The sequence below is a fragment of the Streptomyces sp. NPDC058579 genome (assembly GCF_042718575.1).
In the GTDB taxonomy this organism is placed as follows: domain Bacteria; phylum Actinomycetota; class Actinomycetes; order Streptomycetales; family Streptomycetaceae; genus Streptomyces.
In genome coordinates, this window is record NZ_JBHXPI010000002.1 from 379,547 (window position 1) to 394,871 (window position 15,325).

Genomic DNA, 15,325 nt, shown 5'->3' on the forward strand with positions numbered 1-15,325 from the left:
CACCTGTGGTACTGCTGCCTTAAGGAGTGTGTTTGTCCCGTAATGCAGTGAAAGGTACGGAACCTGTGTCGCAGGAAGATCAGTCAGCCGGGGAGTCCGGGAGCGGCGGTGGCCGGGGAGGCCGGGAGGGGCTGTCGGTGACCGCGGACCTCCCGCGCCGTCCCGGCCACCACCCCAAGGCCCGGACGGACCGGATCGTGTTCGGTGTCACCGCCGTCCTCACCCTCGCCTTCGTGATCTGGGGCGCCACGGCCACGGACAGCCTGGAGAGCTTCTCCAGCGAGCTCCTCGACGGGCTGATCCGCAACGGGGGCTGGGCGTTCATGCTCGCCGCCTCCGGCTTCGTCGTCTTCGCGCTCTGGCTCGCGATCAGCCGGTACGGCCGGATCACCCTCGGCCACGAGAGCGAGGGGCCGGAGTTCCGGACCGTGTCGTGGATCGCGATGATGTTCAGCGCCGGCATGGGCATCGGCCTGATGTTCTACGGCGTGAGCGAGCCGCTCGCCCACTACGGCACCCCGCCGCCGGGCACCCACCCCGTCGACTCGGCCGAGCGGATGCAGACCGCGATGGCCACCACCCTCTTCCACTGGACCCTCCACCCGTGGGCGATCTACGCCGTCGTCGGTCTCGCGATCGCGTACTCCACCTTCCGGCGCCGTCGGCGGCAGACCATCAGCGCCGTCTTCGTCCCGCTGATCGGCAAGCGGGCGGCCCACGGAGGACCCGGCCGGGTCATCGACATCCTGGCGATCTTCGCGACCCTCTTCGGCTCGGCCGCCTCACTGGGGCTCGGCGCGCTCCAGATCGGCAGTGGCGTCGAGGAGTTGGGCTGGATGGAGAAGACCGGGACCGGGCTGCTCGTCGGCATCATCGCCGTCCTGACGGTCGCCTTCGTCGCGTCCGCCGTCTCCGGCGTCGAGAAGGGCATCCAGTGGCTGTCCAACACGAACATGGTGCTCGCGCTGGTCCTTGCCCTCTTCGTCTTCATCGCGGGCCCGACCATCATCGTGCTCGACCTGCTGCCCACCTCGATCTTCGCCTACTTCGGCGACCTGGCGCAGCTGGCCGGCCGGACCGAGGCGACCAGCGGCGACAACATCCATGAATGGCTGGGCGGTTGGACGGTCTTCTACTGGGCGTGGTGGATCTCCTGGACGCCCTTCGTCGGCATGTTCATCGCCCGGATCAGCCGGGGCCGCACCATCCGCCAGTTCGTCGGCGGGGTCATCCTGGTGCCCAGCGTTGTGAGTCTGGTCTGGTTCGCCGTCTTCGGCGGCACCGCGATGAAGCTCAGCGAGGAGGGCCGGCTGACGGAGGAGACCACGCCCGAGGGTCAACTCTTCGGTGTGCTCCAGGAGTTCCCGATCGCCGGGGCCATGAGCCTGCTCGTGATGATCCTCGTCGGCATCTTCTTCGTGTCCGGCGCGGACGCCGCGTCGATCGTGATGGGCACGCTCTCGCAGCGCGGCACCTTCGAACCGACCCGTCCGGTGGTCGTGTTCTGGGGCGTGGTGACCGGGGCAGTCGCCGCGATCATGCTCCTGATCGGCGACGGCCAGGGCGACGCCCTCGCGGGCCTGCAGAACCTCACGATCCTGGTGGCCGCGCCGTTCGTCCTCGTGATGATCGGCATGTGCGTGGCGCTGATGCGGGACCTGCGCAGGGACCCCCTGATCGTCCGGGGCGAGGTGGGCGAGGAGGTCATCGAACTCGCCGTGATCGCGGGCCACGCGAAGTACGACGGCGACTTCGAACTCCGCATCGGCCCGGGCCCGGGCACGTCGGGCGAAGGACCGTGACCGGCGGCGGGACCCCCCTCGCCCCCGCGGTCAGGCGTACGCCAGCTCCGCCGCGCGCCTGGCGCAGCCCCAGGCGACCGTGACGCCCGCGCCCCCGTGGCCGTAGTTGTGGACCAGGCGGCCGCCGGACGGCAGCGGCTCCGTGTCGAGCCGGACCCCGCCCGCCCGGGCAGGCCGCAGTCCCACCCGGTGGCCGATGACCCGCGCGCCGGCGATCTCCGGCCGGATCAGGGCGCACCGCGCCACGATCGCGGCGGCCGTCGCCGGGTCGGGCTCCAGGCGCTCGTCGCCCTCCTCGGCGGTCCCGCCCAGGATCAGCCGCCCCGGCTGCGGGAAGAAGTACGTCGTCTTGTCCGCCGCCGCGTCGGCCGCCGTGAACCACTCCTCGACGCCCGGGTTCTCCACGAGCACCAGCTGCCCCCGCACCGGCCGCAGTCCCGCGTCCGGTACGAGCTCCCTGGCGCCGAGCCCCACGCAGTTCACCACCACCCGCGCCGACCGGGCCGCCTCCGCGAAACCGGTCACGGTCCGCCCCTCGACGACCCCGCCGGCGGCTTCGAGGCGGCCCCGCAGCCACGCGAGGTGGACCGGCATGTCGATCAGCGGCAGTACCGCGGCCAGACCCACCCCGTACGGCCCCGGCACCTCCGGCGCCGCGAGCTGCCGCAGCCCCGAGACCTCCCGCGCCCAGTCGCCCAGGTCGGCGAGGTCCACCTCGGCGTGGACGCCGGGTATGAGCCGTACCCCCGTGGCCACCGGATCGGCGCCGAGCTTCTCGTACACCCGCAGCGACTCGAGCGACCAGCCGCCCACCTCCGCCGCAGGCTCGATCCGGTACGGCCACCACAGCGCCCCGGCCACCGCCGAGGTCGTCTCCGCCGCCGGGTCCCGGGACCAGACCCGTACCCGAAGGCCGCGCTCCGCCAGCGTCAGGGCCGTCGTCAGACCGATGACCCCGCCCCCCACCACGATCACGTCGTCGCTCATGGCCGGACCGTACCGGGGACCCGTCCGGGCGCACCACGGTGCGTCGAGCCGGTGGCATACGATTCATCCCCTGATGACTGCCACTCTCGTCGCCAAGGATCTCGCCGCCGGCCACGGCGAACGCTCCCTCTTCGCCGGCCTCGACCTCGTCGTCGCCCCCGGCGACGTCATCGGCCTCGTCGGCGTCAACGGCGCCGGCAAGTCGACGCTGCTGCGGCTGCTCGCCGGGCTCGACACCCCCGAGGAGGGCGAGCTCAAGCTCTCGCCGCCCAGCGCGACCGTCGGCCACCTCCCGCAGGAGCCCGAGCGGCGCGAAGGGGAGACGGTCCGCGAGTTCCTGGCCCGCCGTACGGGCGTGGCGGCGGCGCAGACCGCCATGGACGAGGCCACCCAGGGCCTGGTCGACGGGTCGCCCGGCGCCGACGACGCGTACGCCGTGAGCCTGGAGCGCTGGCTCGGCCTCGGCGGCGCCGACCTCGACGAGCGGGCCGAGGAGGTCGCCGAGTCCCTCGGCCTGACCGTCGGCCTCGACCAGCCGATGACCTCGCTCTCCGGTGGCCAGGCCGCCCGCGCCGGTCTCGCCTCGCTCCTCCTCTCCCGCTACGACGTCTTCCTGCTCGACGAGCCCACCAACGACCTCGACCTCGACGGTCTGGAGCGGCTCGAATCCTTCGTCCAGGGGCTGCGCGCGGGCACGGTCGTCATCAGCCACGACCGCGAGTTCCTCACCCGTACGGTCACCAAGGTCCTCGAACTCGACCTCGCCCAGCAGCAGATCACGCTCTACGGCGGCGGCTACCAGGCGTACCTGGAGGAGCGGGACACCGCCCGCCGGCACGCCCGCGAGGAGTTCGAGGAGTTCGCCGACAAGAAGGCCGCCCTCGAAGGCCGCGCGCTCATGCAGCGCAACTGGATGGACAAGGGCGTCCGCAACGGCCGCCGCAAGGCGACCGACAACGACAAGATCAGCCGGAAGCTGCGCGGCGAGGCGAGCGAGAAGCAGGCCGCGAAGGCCCGCCAGACGCAGCGGATGATCGAGCGGCTCGACGTCGTGGACGAGCCCCGCAAGGAGTGGGAGCTGCGGATGGAGATCGCCTCCGCGCCGCGCTCCGGCTCGGTCGTGGCGACCCTGCGCGAGGCCGAGGTCCGGCGCGGCGACTTCCGCTTCGGGCCCGCGACCCTCCAGATCGACTGGGCCGACCGGGTCGCGATCACCGGCGCGAACGGGGCCGGCAAGTCGACGCTGCTCGCCGCGCTCCTCGGCCGCCTCCCGCTCGACTCGGGCGACGCCGTGCTCGGCTCGGGCGTCGTCGTCGGCGAGGTCGACCAGGCCCGCAAGCTCTTCCACGGCTCGGAGTCGCTGCTCGACGCGTTCTGCGCGGCCGTCCCGGAGACGGAGCCGGCGGAGGTACGGACGCTGCTGGCGAAGTTCGGGCTCAAGGCCGCCCACGTGCTGCGCCCCGCCACCACGCTCTCCCCGGGCGAGCGGACCCGCGCCGCGCTCGCCCTCCTCCAGGGCCGGGGCGTCAACCTCCTCGTCCTGGACGAACCGACGAACCACCTGGACCTGCCGGCCATCGAGCAGCTGGAGTCCGCGCTCGAGTCCTACACCGGCACCCTCCTCCTGGTCACCCACGACCGCCGAATGCTCGACGCGGTCCACACGACCCGCCGCGTCGAGGTCACGGCCGGCAAGGTGACCGAGCTCTGATGGGCGTCGCCTCCGACCCGGTCGCGGAGCTGCACCGCGGCGATTCGGGGCGTGAACTGTACGGGTACGGCCATCCGCAGCACGTCGTGGTGGCCGCCGAGGTCGACACCTCGGAGACGGTCCCCGTCCTGAGGGACGGCGCATTCCAGGAGACACCATGACCGACCTGCTGAACCGGCTCACCGAGATGCTGGACGACCTCGACGCCGATGTCGACGAGACCATCGACCTCGCCGACGAGATCGCCGCCTCGGGCGACGCGGCGCTGCTGCCCCGGCTCCAGGCCGAACTGGACCGGGCCCTCGTCGAGCGCAACGCCTACGCCCGCGAGCTGCTCGGCGGCGTCCTCGCCGCGATCGGCGGCCCGGACGCCCTGCCGGCGCTCCTGCGGGCCTCCTCCGTGGACCTCGGCGACGACCAGGACTCCCTGGCGGCGGAGATCGTCGACCTGGTCCAGGCCGACCCGGCCCGCTCCCGCGCCCTCCTCCAGCCCCTGACCGAGGACGACGACCTGACGGTCGCCAACCGAGCCGAATGGGCCCTCCGCTTCCTCCCGAACGCCTGAAACCAGGGCGCGCCGGCGCTGCGACACGCGCGCCCCGACCGTTCGGTCCGCGTGGCCCGGCCCGCTCTGTCCGGGGCCTTCGGCCCGCAGTCGCCGACGGCGCCCGGCGCACCACAGGATGACCCGCACCTCTGTGTACTCAGCAGTACGGGTGGTGCGGGTGGGAAACAACGGGCCCGGCCGCCAGGCCGGGCCCGCACCGCGTCAGCGGCCGCGCCGCTTCCCGCCGCCGCCCTCGTTGTTCAGCAGGCCCGCCTTACGCAGGGCGTCCGCCATCGCGCTGTTCGCGGGCGCCGGAGCCGAGGCCGAACGCTGCCCCTGCCCCTGCCCCTGTGCCTGACCCTGCTCGCGGCGCTGCTGCGGCGGACGTCCTCCACGTCCACCCCGGTCGCGCCGTTCCCGCTGCGGAGCCGCCGGCTCGGCCTCCGAGCTCGCCTCGTCGTCGAGCCGCAGCGTCAGCGAGATCCGCTTGCGCGGGATGTCGACGTCCAGGACCTTCACCCGGACCACGTCACCCGGCTTCACCACGTCGCGCGGGTCCTTGACGAAGGTCTTGGACATGGCCGACACATGGACGAGCCCGTCCTGGTGCACGCCGATGTCCACGAACGCCCCGAACGCCGCCACGTTCGTGACCACGCCCTCCAGGACCATCCCCGACGCGAGGTCGCCGATCTTCTCGACGCCCTCCTTGAACGTGGCCGTCTTGAACGCGGGACGCGGGTCGCGACCCGGCTTCTCCAGCTCGCGCAAGATGTCCGTGACCGTCGGCAGACCGAAGGTCTCGTCCACGAACGCGTCCGCCCGCAGTGACCGCAGCACCCCGCTGTTGCCGATCAGCGACGCGACCTCGCCACCCGTCGTCTTCACCATCCGCCGCACCACCGGGTACGCCTCCGGGTGCACCGATGACGCGTCCAGCGGGTCGTCCCCGCCGCGGATCCGCAGGAAGCCCGCGCACTGCTCGTACGCCTTCGGGCCGAGCCGCGCCACGTCCTTCAGCGCCTTCCGCGAGCGGAACGGGCCGTTCGCGTCACGGTGCGACACGATGTTCTCGGCGAGGCCCGCGCCGATGCCCGACACCCGCGAAAGCAGCGGCGCGGACGCGGTGTTGACGTCGACGCCGACACCGTTCACACAGTCCTCGACCACCGCGTCGAGCGAGCGGGAGAGCTTCACCTCGGACAGGTCGTGCTGGTACTGCCCGACGCCGATCGACTTCGGGTCGATCTTCACCAGCTCGGCCAGCGGGTCCTGCAGCCGCCGCGCGATCGAGACCGCGCCGCGCAACGAGACGTCCAGGCCCGGCAGTTCCTGCGAGGCGAAGGCCGAGGCGGAGTACACGGAGGCGCCCGCCTCCGAGACCATGACCTTGGTGAGCGTCAACTCGGGGTGCTTGGCGATGAGTTCGGTCGCGAGCTTGTCCGTCTCGCGGGAGGCCGTGCCGTTGCCGATGGCGACCAGCTCGACCGCGTGCTCCTTCGCGAGCCGCGCCAGCTTCGCCAGCGACTCGTCCCACTTGTTCGCCGGGACGTGCGGGTAGATCGTGTCGGTGGCGACGACCTTGCCCGTACTGTCGACGACGGCCACCTTGACGCCCGTACGGAAGCCGGGGTCCAGGCCCAGGGTCGCCCGCGTCCCCGCCGGGGCCGCGAGCAGCAGGTCGCGCAGGTTCGCCGCGAAGACCCGGACCGCCTCGTCCTCGGCGGCCGTCCGCAGCCGCAGCCGCAGGTCGATCCCGAGGTGGACCAGGATGCGGGTCCGCCAGGCCCAGCGGACCGTGTCCTGAAGCCACTTGTCGCCCGGCCGGCCCCGCTCGGCCACCCCGAAGCGCGAGGCGACCATGGACTCGTACGCGGAGGGCCCAGGGGTCTGGGACGGCTCTTCCGGCTCCAGCTCCAGGCTGAGGACGTCCTCCTTCTCGCCGCGCAGCATCGCGAGGATCCGGTGCGAGGGGAGCGCGGTGAAGGGCTCCGCGAAGTCGAAGTAGTCGGCGAACTTCGCGCCCGCCTCCTCCTTGCCGTCCCGTACCTTCGCCGCCAGCCGGCCCCGGCCCCACATCCGCTCCCGCAGCTCGCCGATCAGATCGGCGTCCTCGGAGAACTTCTCGGTGAGGATGGCGCGGGCGCCCTCCAGGGCCGCCGCCGGGTCGGCGACACCCTTGTCGGCGTCCACGAAGGCCGCCGCGGCCGCCGTCGGCTCCACCGACGGGTCGGCGAGCAGCCCGTCCGCCAGCGGTTCGAGACCGGCCTCGCGGGCGATCTGCGCCTTGGTGCGGCGCTTGGGCTTGAAGGGCAGATAAATGTCCTCCAGACGGGCCTTGGTGTCGGCGGCCCGCAGCTGGGCCTCCACCTCGGCCGTCAGCTTCCCCTGCTCCCGTACGGAGTCGAGGATGGCGGTCCGCCGGTCCTCCAGCTCCCGGAGGTAACGCAGTCGCTCCTCGAGCGTGCGCAGCTGCGCGTCGTCGAGCATCTCCGTCGCTTCCTTGCGGTAGCGCGCGATGAACGGCACGGTCGAGCCGCCGTCGAGCAGCTCGACGGCCGCCCTCACCTGTCGCTCACGTACGCCGAGTTCCTCGGCGATCCTGCCTTCGATGGACGTCGTCACGGTGTCCCGACTCGCCTTCTCGTGCCTCAAGCTTGCGAGTGCATTGTGCCGTCTTACCGGCCGGAACCCCGCACGCGCCCCGGTCCCGCCGTGTCCGGTGGTACGGCCGCGGACCGCGGGCGGCCGCGGGTCAGCTCTTGGCGCTGAGGTCCGCCGGGAAGGCCCCGGCCAGGAACGCCGTGTTCCGGAAGGCCTTGCCCAGCTCCGTGAGACGCTCCACGCCCGCCGCGCCCAGGTGCTCGTACGGGGCCGAGTCCAGGCGGTCCGTACGGTCCTCCAGCTCCTCGCGGAGCGCCGTGCCCTCGGCCGTGAGCTCGCCTTCCGCGTCCAGCAGCCCGCGCTCGCGCAGCCGCTCGGCGGCGGCGTCCCAGTCGGCGCGCTTCCAGCCCCGCGCGCCCAGGGCGAGGCGCGGGTTCATGCCAAGGCCGGTCGCGGTGTGGCTGACCATCGCCTCCAGCGGGTCGAGCTCCACGGTCAGCAGGGCCGCCAGGTGGCCGTCGCCCCGGTGCTCGCGCAGCAGCGTCGCGGCGTGCCAGTACCGCAGGTGCGGCGCCTCGGGGACCGGCAGGTCGGCGTGGGCCGAGTAGAGCGGCCGGGCGTGCCGGGTGCAGGCCTCGGTGGCGCGCATCGCGAGCTCGGCGGCCTCCGCCATCTCGGCCGATGCGATCGTCTCCTCGCCGAGGAGCCGGCGCAGCGTGCCGTCCACGGCCCGCAGCCGCGCGGCCCCCACCTCGGCGGGCGAGGCGATGTCCCAGACGGCCGGAAGGTGCTTGGCGAGCAGCTCGACGTTGTAGTTGGAGAAGGTGGCGGCGACGGTTCCCGCGCCCACGGCGCCCATCGCGGCGCTGCGCGAGGCGAGCCGCATGGCCGAGCCGTCCTCGAAGCCGAGGGCCCGGAACTCGGTCTCCAGGTCGGGCGAGAAGTACACCGTGGAGTGCATCGGGTTCAGCATGTGGTGACAGCGGCGGCCCGCGCGGGGAGGCAGAGAGGTCATGGAACGAACGTTACCGACTGGTCGGTACGACCGGAACCCCGGGGGACGCGTCCCCGTTCCCATGGCAGGAAAGGTGGGGTCTTCGTCATTGCGGCCGTCCCGCACCGCGCCAAGGATGGAGCCATGACGAAGCGACCCGTGCTCGTCGTCCTCTTCGACGACGTCCAGAGCCTGGATGTCACCGGACCGGTGGAGGTGTTCGCCGGCGCCGGCCGCGCCGACGGCGACTCCTCCTACCCGATCGTGACCGCCTCGCTCGACGGGGGACCGGTCCGCACGCAGAGCGGCCTGCGGCTGCTCCCGGACATGACGCTCGCCGCCGCGGACCGCCCGCACACCCTGCTCGTCCCCGGTGGCGAGGGCACCCGGCGTCCCGACCCGCGCCTGATCGACTGGCTGCGCGAGAACGCCCCGCGCGCCGAGCGTCTGGTCTCCGTCTGCACCGGCGCCCTGCTGCTCGCGGAGGCCGGGCTCCTCGACGGCCACCGGGCGACCACCCACTGGGTCGCCTGCGACCACCTCGCCCGCTGCTATCCCCGGGTCGACGTGGACCCGGACCCGATCTTCGTCCGCGACGGCCGCGTGTCCACCTCGGCCGGCGTGACCGCGGGCATCGACCTCGCGCTCGCGCTCGTGGAGGAGGACCTGGGCCGCGACACGGCCCTGACCGTCGCCCGGCACCTGGTCGTCTTCCTGCGCCGCCCCGGCAACCAGGCGCAGTTCAGCGCCCAGCTCGCCGCCCAGACCGCCCGGCGCGCGCCGCTGCGGGACCTCCAGCAGTGGATCACCGAACATCCCGCCGGAGACCTCTCCGTCGAGGCCCTCGCGGCCCGCGCCCGGCTGTCACCGCGCCACTTCGCCCGCGCCTTCCAGGCGGAGACCGGCACGACGCCGGGCCGGTACGTCGACCGGGTCCGGCTCGAACACGCGCGCAGGCTCCTGGAGGAGTCGGTCGACGGAGTCGAGGAGGTCTCCCGGGCCGCCGGCTACGGCACCCCCGAGGCCATGCGCCGGGCCTTCGTCAGAGCCATGGGCACCGCCCCGGCCGACTACCGCCGACGCTTCCACGCACCCGTACGCAAAGCCCCGCAGACCACTCTCTGAACCGCAGACCACTCTCTGAAACCGCGGACCCCTCTGAATCCGCGGACCACGCTCTGAGACCGCAGACCACCCGCTGAGACCGCGGGACCACCCCCTGAAGGGAACCCACCGTGCAGATCGCCGTCCTGCTCTACGACCGCTTCACCACCCTCGACGCCGTCGGCCCCTACGAGCTCCTGGCCCGCATCCCCGGAGCCGAGACCATCTTCGTCGCCAAGGAGACCGGGCCCGTCCGCAACGACCAGGGCAGCCTCGCGCTCGTCGCCGACAAGACCCTCGCGGAGGTGCCGAAGCCGGACATCGTCCTCGTCCCCGGCGGCCCCGACTCCCGGGAGGCGATGAACGACCCGGAGATCCTCGACTGGCTCCGTACCGCCGACGCGACGAGCACCTGGACCACCTCCGTCTGCACCGGTTCCCTGATCCTGGGCGCCGCGGGCCTGCTCGACGGCCGCCGGGCCACCACCCACTGGCTCGCCTTCGACGAGCTGCGGGCGGTCGGCGTGGAGCCCACCGGTGAGCGGGTCGTCTTCGACGGCAAGTACGTCACCGCCGCCGGGGTCTCCTCAGGCATCGACATGGCGCTGCACCTCATCGGCCGGATCGCCGGCGACGAGACGGCCCAGACCATCCAGCTCCTGACCGAGTACGACCCGCAGCCGCCCTACGACGCGGGCTCCCCGGAGAAGGCCCCGGCCGAGATCGTCGCCCACTGGCGCGGCACGGCCGCGAAGGACCTCGCCGAAGGCTGAGCGGCGCCCGACAGGCCCTAGAGGCCGTACGTGAAGCGGGGCGCGCGGCGCTCCAGGAAGGCGGCGACCCCCTCGGCGGTGTCGCCGCTGCCGCGCGCCTGCTCGGCCCAGTGCGCGTCCCGGTCCGTGTGGCCGTACGCGAACTCCTTCGCCGCCGCCTGGGTGAGCAGCGAGCGCCCGACGAGCACCCGGATGAACTCGGCGACCCGCTTGTCCAGTTCGCCCTCCGGCAGGACCTCGTCGACGAGCCCGGTGCGCAGCGCCCGCTCGGCGTCGATCAACTCGGCGGAGAAGAGCAGGTACTTGGCGGCGGAGGGCCCCACCAGGGCGGCCAGTCTGCGGGTCGAGGAGGCGGGGTAGACGATCCCGAGCTTCGCCGGGGTGACCCCGAACCGAGCGCCCTCCTCGGCGAACCGCAGGTCGCAGGCGGCGGCGAGCTGGCTGCCGCCGCCCACGCAGAAGCCGCGGACGGCGGCGAGCGTCGGCTTGGGGAAGGCGGCGAGCGCCTCCTCGGCCCGTACCGCGAGCGACTGCTGCTCGTCGCCCGGCTCCCGCAGCGTCGAGATGTCCGCGCCGGCGCAGAAGGTGGAGCCCTCGCCGGTGAGCACGAGCGCGCGGACCTCGGGGTCGGCGGCGAGCGGCGCGAGCAGCCCGGGCAGGGACCGCCACATCGCGGCCGTCATCGCGTTGCGCTTGGCCGGGTTGGCGATGACGACGGTGGCGACCGCGTCGGCGACGACGACCTTCAGCTGCGGCTCGGTGGGCTCCATGGGCCGGATGCTATCCGGGCACCCCGACCGTACGATCGAGAAGGGGTCGAGAGCGGGGCCGCCGTACCGTCGGTACGGTCACCCCGCCGGACGCCCCTCCGAAGGCGTCAACAGAGGATCAGGAGCGATCGAACAACTGACGTTGGCATACTCACCCGATCAGAATGTGGTCGATAAGTGTCGACTTCTGGTCAGTAGCCCGGTCTGGACCTGCGGATTGCCAAGACTCGACGTGTGGCGACAATCGAGCACGAGGGTGGGAGCCGGACTATGGAGAGCGGGAGCGTCCCCGCACGGCCACCGTCCTATGAAGGGGTCTGGCGCTTCACCGCTCCCGCGGTCGACGTCTCTGTTCCGCAAGCCCGGCACGCTGTACGGGACCTGCTGGTCCGTCAGGGAGTACCGGTCCACGACGACACGGTCCATGGCCTGCTCCTGATCGTCTCGGAGCTGGTCACCAACGCCGTCAAGCACGCGGCGCTGCTCTCCCCCGAAGTGGCGGTGGAGGTGGCGATCGGCGCGGAGTGGATCCGGGTGTCCGTCGAGGACAACCATCCGTACCGCCCCAAGGCGCTGGTGGCGGACTACGGTCAGACGGGCGGCCGCGGGCTGCTCCTGGTCCGGGAGATCGCCCTGGAGTCCGGCGGCGCCTGCGACGTGGAGCACACCGCGAGCGGCGGGAAGATCATCTGGGCCGCGCTGCCCCTGAACCCGGCGTACGCGCCGCCGGGGGAGGCGCCGTCGGCGCTCCCCCCGGCCGTGCCCGGGATCACCAGCCCCCGGCGGGACCCGTCAGCTCCTTGATCGCCGGACGCGCCGCGTCCAGGACGGTCATGAACCAGGCGGAGAACGGCGCGCTCGCGTGCTGCTCCATGAGCTCCTCCGCCGTCACGTAGGCGGTCTCCTCGACCTCCTCCGGGTCCGGCCGCAGCTCGGTCTGCGCCATGCCGACGAAGAGGTGGTTGTACTCCTGCTCCACCAGGCCCGAGGCCGGGTCCGGGTGGTTGTAGCGGACCGTGCCCGCCTCGGCGAGCAGCGAGGGCGAGATCCCCAGCTCCTCGTACGTGCGCCGGGCGGCGGCCGCGAACGGCGCCTCGCCCGGGTAGGGGTGGCCGCAGCAGGTGTTGGACCAGACTCCGGGGGAGTGGTACTTGCCGAGCGCGCGCCGCTGGAGCAGCAGCCGGCCGGACTCGTCGAAGAGGAAGACGGAGAACGCCCGGTGCAGCTGCCCGGGAGCCTGATGGGCGGCGAGCTTCTCCGCCGTACCGATGGTGATGCCGTTCTCGTCGACCAGTTCGAGCATGATCGACGCCTGGGCTCCCGTCGGCTGGACACCGTTCGACGAGGTGTGAGCCACGCTGGCTGATGTGGTCGGCATAACCGTCCTTCGCTTCGGTCTCGGCCCGGAGGGGCTCCCTCAGTCTGCCGTACAAAAGCCGCTTGTCCGTACTTCGGGGGGCCGGACATGGCCCGCTCCCACCACTCCGGAGTACACCGGAGCGACGGGAGCGGGCGGGGCGTCAGACGCCGAAAGCCGCCGGATACTGGATCGTGCCCGACGGGACCGGTCCTGAGCCGTCGAGGACGAGCGCCCTCATGGCCTCGTCCGGCACGTCGAAGGACGGCCGGATTCCATATTCAGACGCGGGTACGAACCCGAACCGGGGGTAGTACTCCGGATGGCCGAGTACCAGGACGAGCCGCTCGCCGCGCAGCCGTGCCGCGTCGAGCACCGCCCGGGTGACGGCCTCCCCGACGCCCTGCCGCTGGTACGCCGGTGCGACGGCGACCGGCGCGAGCGCCGTCGCCGGGACACCGTCGACATGGCAGCGGGTGATCAGCGCGTGCCCCGCGATCGAGCCGTCCGGGGCCTCGGCCACGAACGACAGACCGGGCAGCCAGGCCCCGGAGTCCGCACGCAGGGCGTCGACCAGATCGGCCTCGCCCCGCGTCTCGAAGGCCGCCGCGTTGATGTCCCATACGGAACGGATGTCGGCGTCGGTCTCCGACCGCGTCCGCCACCGGGGGTCGGCGGGCCGCAGGACGTATCCGGTGTAGCCGTACTCGCCGCCGTGGTCGCGGCGCATGGCGAGCTCCGCGCGGGTCGAGGCGAGGATCTCGGTCATGCCGGGAGCGCCGGGGTCGGCGGCGTCGGCCCGCTCGGTGAGCGGACCGTAGTACTCGTCCCAGTCGCTCTCGGGCTGCGGTACGACACCGAGGACGTGGTAGCCGCCCTCGACGGCCGCCGCGGTGTTCGCGGACCGGGTGCGGAGCGGGTAGTGCTCGTCCCAGAAGGCGCGGGCCTCCTGGCTCGGCTCGTCCACCGACCACTCGCAGTCGGTCAGCACCAGGGTGCCGCCGGGAGCGAGGAGTCGGCGCCAGGAGCGCAGGGCGGTGTCGAAGCCGAGGGCGTAGGCCGAGCTCTCGGCCCAGACGAGGTCGAAGGACCCGTCGGGGAACGGCAGCTCGCCCATGTCGGCATGGAGCGTACGGATCAGGTCGCCGAGCCCGCGGGCGTCGGCGGCCTCGCGCAGTTCGTCGAGGAACGGCTGGTGCAGATCGACGGCCGTCACCTCCGCCCCGGCCTCGGCGGCCAGGAGCAGTGCGGAGCGGCCGGGACCGCAGCCGAGGTCGAGCACACGGGGCCGCTCGGGAAGCGGGCCCGCGAGCGCGAGCAGCCGGCGGGTGGTGGCGTCGGAGCCCGGACCCTGGCGCGGAAGGCCGTGGTGCAGGGCGAAGAAGGCGTCGTGAGTTGCGTTGTTGTTGTCGGACAACGTGGGAAACCCTTTGTGAGAGGGCCCCGGGCCGACGGGTGATCGGTTCGGAGGAACCGGGATCAGGTCAGCCGAGGACCCGGAAGCTGAAGCTGGACCGGGTGCTGCCGCTCTGGGCAGCCTCCATCGCGACGGTCATCAACCTCAGCTCCTCTCTCACATCACGACTTTCACGCACTCGGTTCGAACGCGTGTCGATCAAGCCTAACAGGGCTCACGGACAGAGCTCACGGACAGGGGGCTCACAGGCAGAGCTTGGCCTCGTGCGCGGCGTGACCCACAGGTTCCAGCTGGAAGGTGCAGTGGTCCACGTCGAAGTGGGAGCCCAGGCACCCCTGCAGGTCGTGCAGCATCTTCTCGTGGCCGACGGAGTCGAGCGCCGCCTGGTCCACCACCACATGGGCGGAGAGCACCGGCATGCCCGAGGTGATCGTCCAGGCGTGCAGGTCGTGGACGTCCTCGACGCCCGGCAGCGCCACTATGTGCGCGCGGACCTCCGCCATGTCGACGCCCTTGGGGGCCGCCTCCAGGAGCACGTCCAGCGTCTCGCGCAGCAGCTTGACCGTGCGCGGCACGATCATCAGGCCGATCAGGATCGAGGCGATCGGGTCGGCGTACTGCCAGCCGGTCGCCAGGATGATGCCGGCCGAGACCAGGACCGTCACCGAGCCGAGCGCGTCCGCGAGCACCTCCAGATAGGCGCCGCGCACGTTCAGGCTCTCCTTCTGGCCGCGCACCAGGAGGGAGAGCGAGACCATGTTGGCGACCAGACCGATCAGCGCGAACACGATCGTCAGTCCGCCCTTGGTCTCGGCGGGCTCGATGAACCGCTGGATCGCCTCGTACAGCACGTAGGTGCCGACGCCGAGCAGCAGCAGACAGTTGGCCAGGGCGGCGAGGATCTCGGCCCGCGCGAAGCCGTAGGTGCGGTTCTCCGTGGGCGGGCGGTTGGCGAAGTGGATGGCGAGCAGCGCCATCGCGAGTCCGACCGCGTCGGTCGCCATGTGGGCCGCGTCGGCGATCAGGGCGAGCGAGTCGGAGAGGACGCCACCGATGATCTCGATCACCATCACGGACAGCGTGATCGCGAGCGCGATCCGCAACCGGCCCCGGTAGGCAGCCGCTGCGGTCCCCGTGGGCGGGGGTCCGCCGTGGCTGTGCCCGTGGTCGTGTCCAGCCCCCATGACGTGGCCTCTCCCTTGTGTCGTCCGCCTGGTGTTTCGCGTCACCGCGAGTCGCTCCGATTCGCCAGTGAACTA

General features: G+C 72.3%; 14 protein-coding genes. 7 read left to right on the plus strand and 7 right to left on the minus strand.

The genetic code is table 11. From position 1 onward, the window contains the following. Positions 1-65: 65 nt before the first annotated feature. Entirely contained in the window at positions 66-1,802 is a 1,737-nt protein-coding gene (locus tag ACFWRO_RS04590) for a BCCT family transporter (protein ID WP_384504242.1), read from the plus strand. 30 nt (positions 1,803-1,832) lie between these two features. On the opposite strand, the gene ACFWRO_RS04595 is transcribed toward ACFWRO_RS04590, so the two are convergent. Continuing rightward, entirely contained in the window at positions 1,833-2,789 is a 957-nt protein-coding gene (locus tag ACFWRO_RS04595; protein ID WP_384504244.1) for an NAD(P)/FAD-dependent oxidoreductase, read from the minus strand. Between the two features lie 73 nt (positions 2,790-2,862). Here ACFWRO_RS04595 and ACFWRO_RS04600 point away from each other — a divergent pair, with 73 nt between their 5' ends. Genes ACFWRO_RS04600 through ACFWRO_RS04610 form a run of 3 tightly spaced genes read left to right on the plus strand, consistent with a single transcriptional unit; the run spans position 2,863 to position 5,065 of the window. Further along, positions 2,863-4,500 carry an ABC-F family ATP-binding cassette domain-containing protein gene (locus ACFWRO_RS04600; protein WP_384504246.1) on the plus strand — a complete coding sequence of 546 codons (1,638 nt, stop codon included), beginning with the start codon at positions 2,863-2,865 and terminating at the stop codon, positions 4,498-4,500. Further along, a complete protein-coding gene (locus tag ACFWRO_RS04605; protein ID WP_384504247.1) occupies positions 4,500-4,661 on the plus strand; it encodes a hypothetical protein in 162 nt (53 codons plus the stop codon). The genes ACFWRO_RS04600 and ACFWRO_RS04605 overlap by 1 nt, the downstream gene beginning before the upstream one ends. Further along, positions 4,658-5,065, plus strand: a complete 408-nt coding sequence (locus tag ACFWRO_RS04610) for a hypothetical protein (protein WP_384504248.1) — start codon at positions 4,658-4,660, stop codon at positions 5,063-5,065. The genes ACFWRO_RS04605 and ACFWRO_RS04610 overlap by 4 nt, the downstream gene beginning before the upstream one ends. Positions 5,066-5,269: 204 nt before the next feature. On the opposite strand, the gene ACFWRO_RS04615 is transcribed toward ACFWRO_RS04610, so the two are convergent. After that, positions 5,270-7,672, minus strand: coding sequence for a Tex family protein (locus ACFWRO_RS04615; protein ID WP_384504249.1), 2,403 nt, complete (start codon positions 7,670-7,672; stop codon positions 5,270-5,272). A 130-nt stretch (positions 7,673-7,802) separates the two neighbouring features. After that, positions 7,803-8,666 (minus strand): hypothetical protein, encoded by an 864-nt coding sequence (locus ACFWRO_RS04620; protein ID WP_384504251.1) that lies wholly within the window; start codon positions 8,664-8,666, stop codon positions 7,803-7,805. Between the two features lie 123 nt (positions 8,667-8,789). On the opposite strand from ACFWRO_RS04620, the gene ACFWRO_RS04625 reads away from it, so the two are divergent. Both ACFWRO_RS04625 and ACFWRO_RS04630 read left to right on the plus strand, forming a co-directional pair. Next, complete coding sequence (locus tag ACFWRO_RS04625; protein WP_384504253.1) at positions 8,790-9,770, plus strand: GlxA family transcriptional regulator; 981 nt, start codon at positions 8,790-8,792, stop codon at positions 9,768-9,770. Between the two features lie 110 nt (positions 9,771-9,880). Next, the gene (locus ACFWRO_RS04630) at positions 9,881-10,522 is read left to right on the plus strand and encodes a DJ-1/PfpI family protein (protein WP_384504255.1); all 642 of its coding nucleotides are present in this window, start codon (positions 9,881-9,883) and stop codon (positions 10,520-10,522) included. Between the two features lie 17 nt (positions 10,523-10,539). On the opposite strand, the gene ACFWRO_RS04635 is transcribed toward ACFWRO_RS04630, so the two are convergent. Beyond that, a complete protein-coding gene (locus tag ACFWRO_RS04635; RefSeq protein WP_384504257.1) occupies positions 10,540-11,292 on the minus strand; it encodes an enoyl-CoA hydratase/isomerase family protein in 753 nt (250 codons plus the stop codon). A gap of 270 nt (positions 11,293-11,562) precedes the next feature. Between ACFWRO_RS04635 and ACFWRO_RS04640 the strand changes: the two genes are divergently transcribed. After that, positions 11,563-12,096 (plus strand): ATP-binding protein, encoded by a 534-nt coding sequence (locus tag ACFWRO_RS04640; RefSeq protein ID WP_384504504.1) that lies wholly within the window; start codon positions 11,563-11,565, stop codon positions 12,094-12,096. On the opposite strand, the gene idi is transcribed toward ACFWRO_RS04640, so the two are convergent. The 3 genes from idi to ACFWRO_RS04655 all read right to left on the minus strand — a co-directional run bounded on the left by idi (position 12,062) and on the right by ACFWRO_RS04655 (position 15,250). After that, positions 12,062-12,670: an isopentenyl-diphosphate Delta-isomerase gene (gene idi, locus ACFWRO_RS04645; RefSeq protein ID WP_384504259.1), complete on the minus strand. Its 609-nt coding sequence runs from the start codon at positions 12,668-12,670 to the stop codon at positions 12,062-12,064. The genes ACFWRO_RS04640 and idi overlap by 35 nt on opposite strands. Before the next feature lie 142 nt (positions 12,671-12,812). After that, entirely contained in the window at positions 12,813-14,066 is a 1,254-nt protein-coding gene (locus tag ACFWRO_RS04650; protein ID WP_384504261.1) for a GNAT family N-acetyltransferase, read from the minus strand. A gap of 242 nt (positions 14,067-14,308) precedes the next feature. Then, complete coding sequence (locus tag ACFWRO_RS04655) at positions 14,309-15,250, minus strand: cation diffusion facilitator family transporter (RefSeq protein WP_384504263.1); 942 nt, start codon at positions 15,248-15,250, stop codon at positions 14,309-14,311. Between the last annotated feature and the right edge of the window lie 75 nt (positions 15,251-15,325).

Coding starts and splice junctions, on each gene's coding strand:
- ACFWRO_RS04655 (WP_384504263.1), bottom strand. CDS start 15,250: ATGGGGGCTGGACACGACCACGGGCACAGCCACGGCGGACCCCCGCCC.
- ACFWRO_RS04610 (WP_384504248.1), top strand. CDS start 4,658: ATGACCGACCTGCTGAACCGGCTCACCGAGATGCTGGACGACCTCGAC.
- ACFWRO_RS04600 (WP_384504246.1), top strand. CDS start 2,863: ATGACTGCCACTCTCGTCGCCAAGGATCTCGCCGCCGGCCACGGCGAA.
- ACFWRO_RS04620 (WP_384504251.1), bottom strand. CDS start 8,666: ATGACCTCTCTGCCTCCCCGCGCGGGCCGCCGCTGTCACCACATGCTG.
- ACFWRO_RS04605 (WP_384504247.1), top strand. CDS start 4,500: ATGGGCGTCGCCTCCGACCCGGTCGCGGAGCTGCACCGCGGCGATTCG.
- idi (WP_384504259.1), bottom strand. CDS start 12,670: ATGCCGACCACATCAGCCAGCGTGGCTCACACCTCGTCGAACGGTGTC.
- ACFWRO_RS04595 (WP_384504244.1), bottom strand. CDS start 2,789: ATGAGCGACGACGTGATCGTGGTGGGGGGCGGGGTCATCGGTCTGACG.
- ACFWRO_RS04635 (WP_384504257.1), bottom strand. CDS start 11,292: ATGGAGCCCACCGAGCCGCAGCTGAAGGTCGTCGTCGCCGACGCGGTC.
- ACFWRO_RS04625 (WP_384504253.1), top strand. CDS start 8,790: ATGACGAAGCGACCCGTGCTCGTCGTCCTCTTCGACGACGTCCAGAGC.
- ACFWRO_RS04640 (WP_384504504.1), top strand. CDS start 11,563: ATGGAGAGCGGGAGCGTCCCCGCACGGCCACCGTCCTATGAAGGGGTC.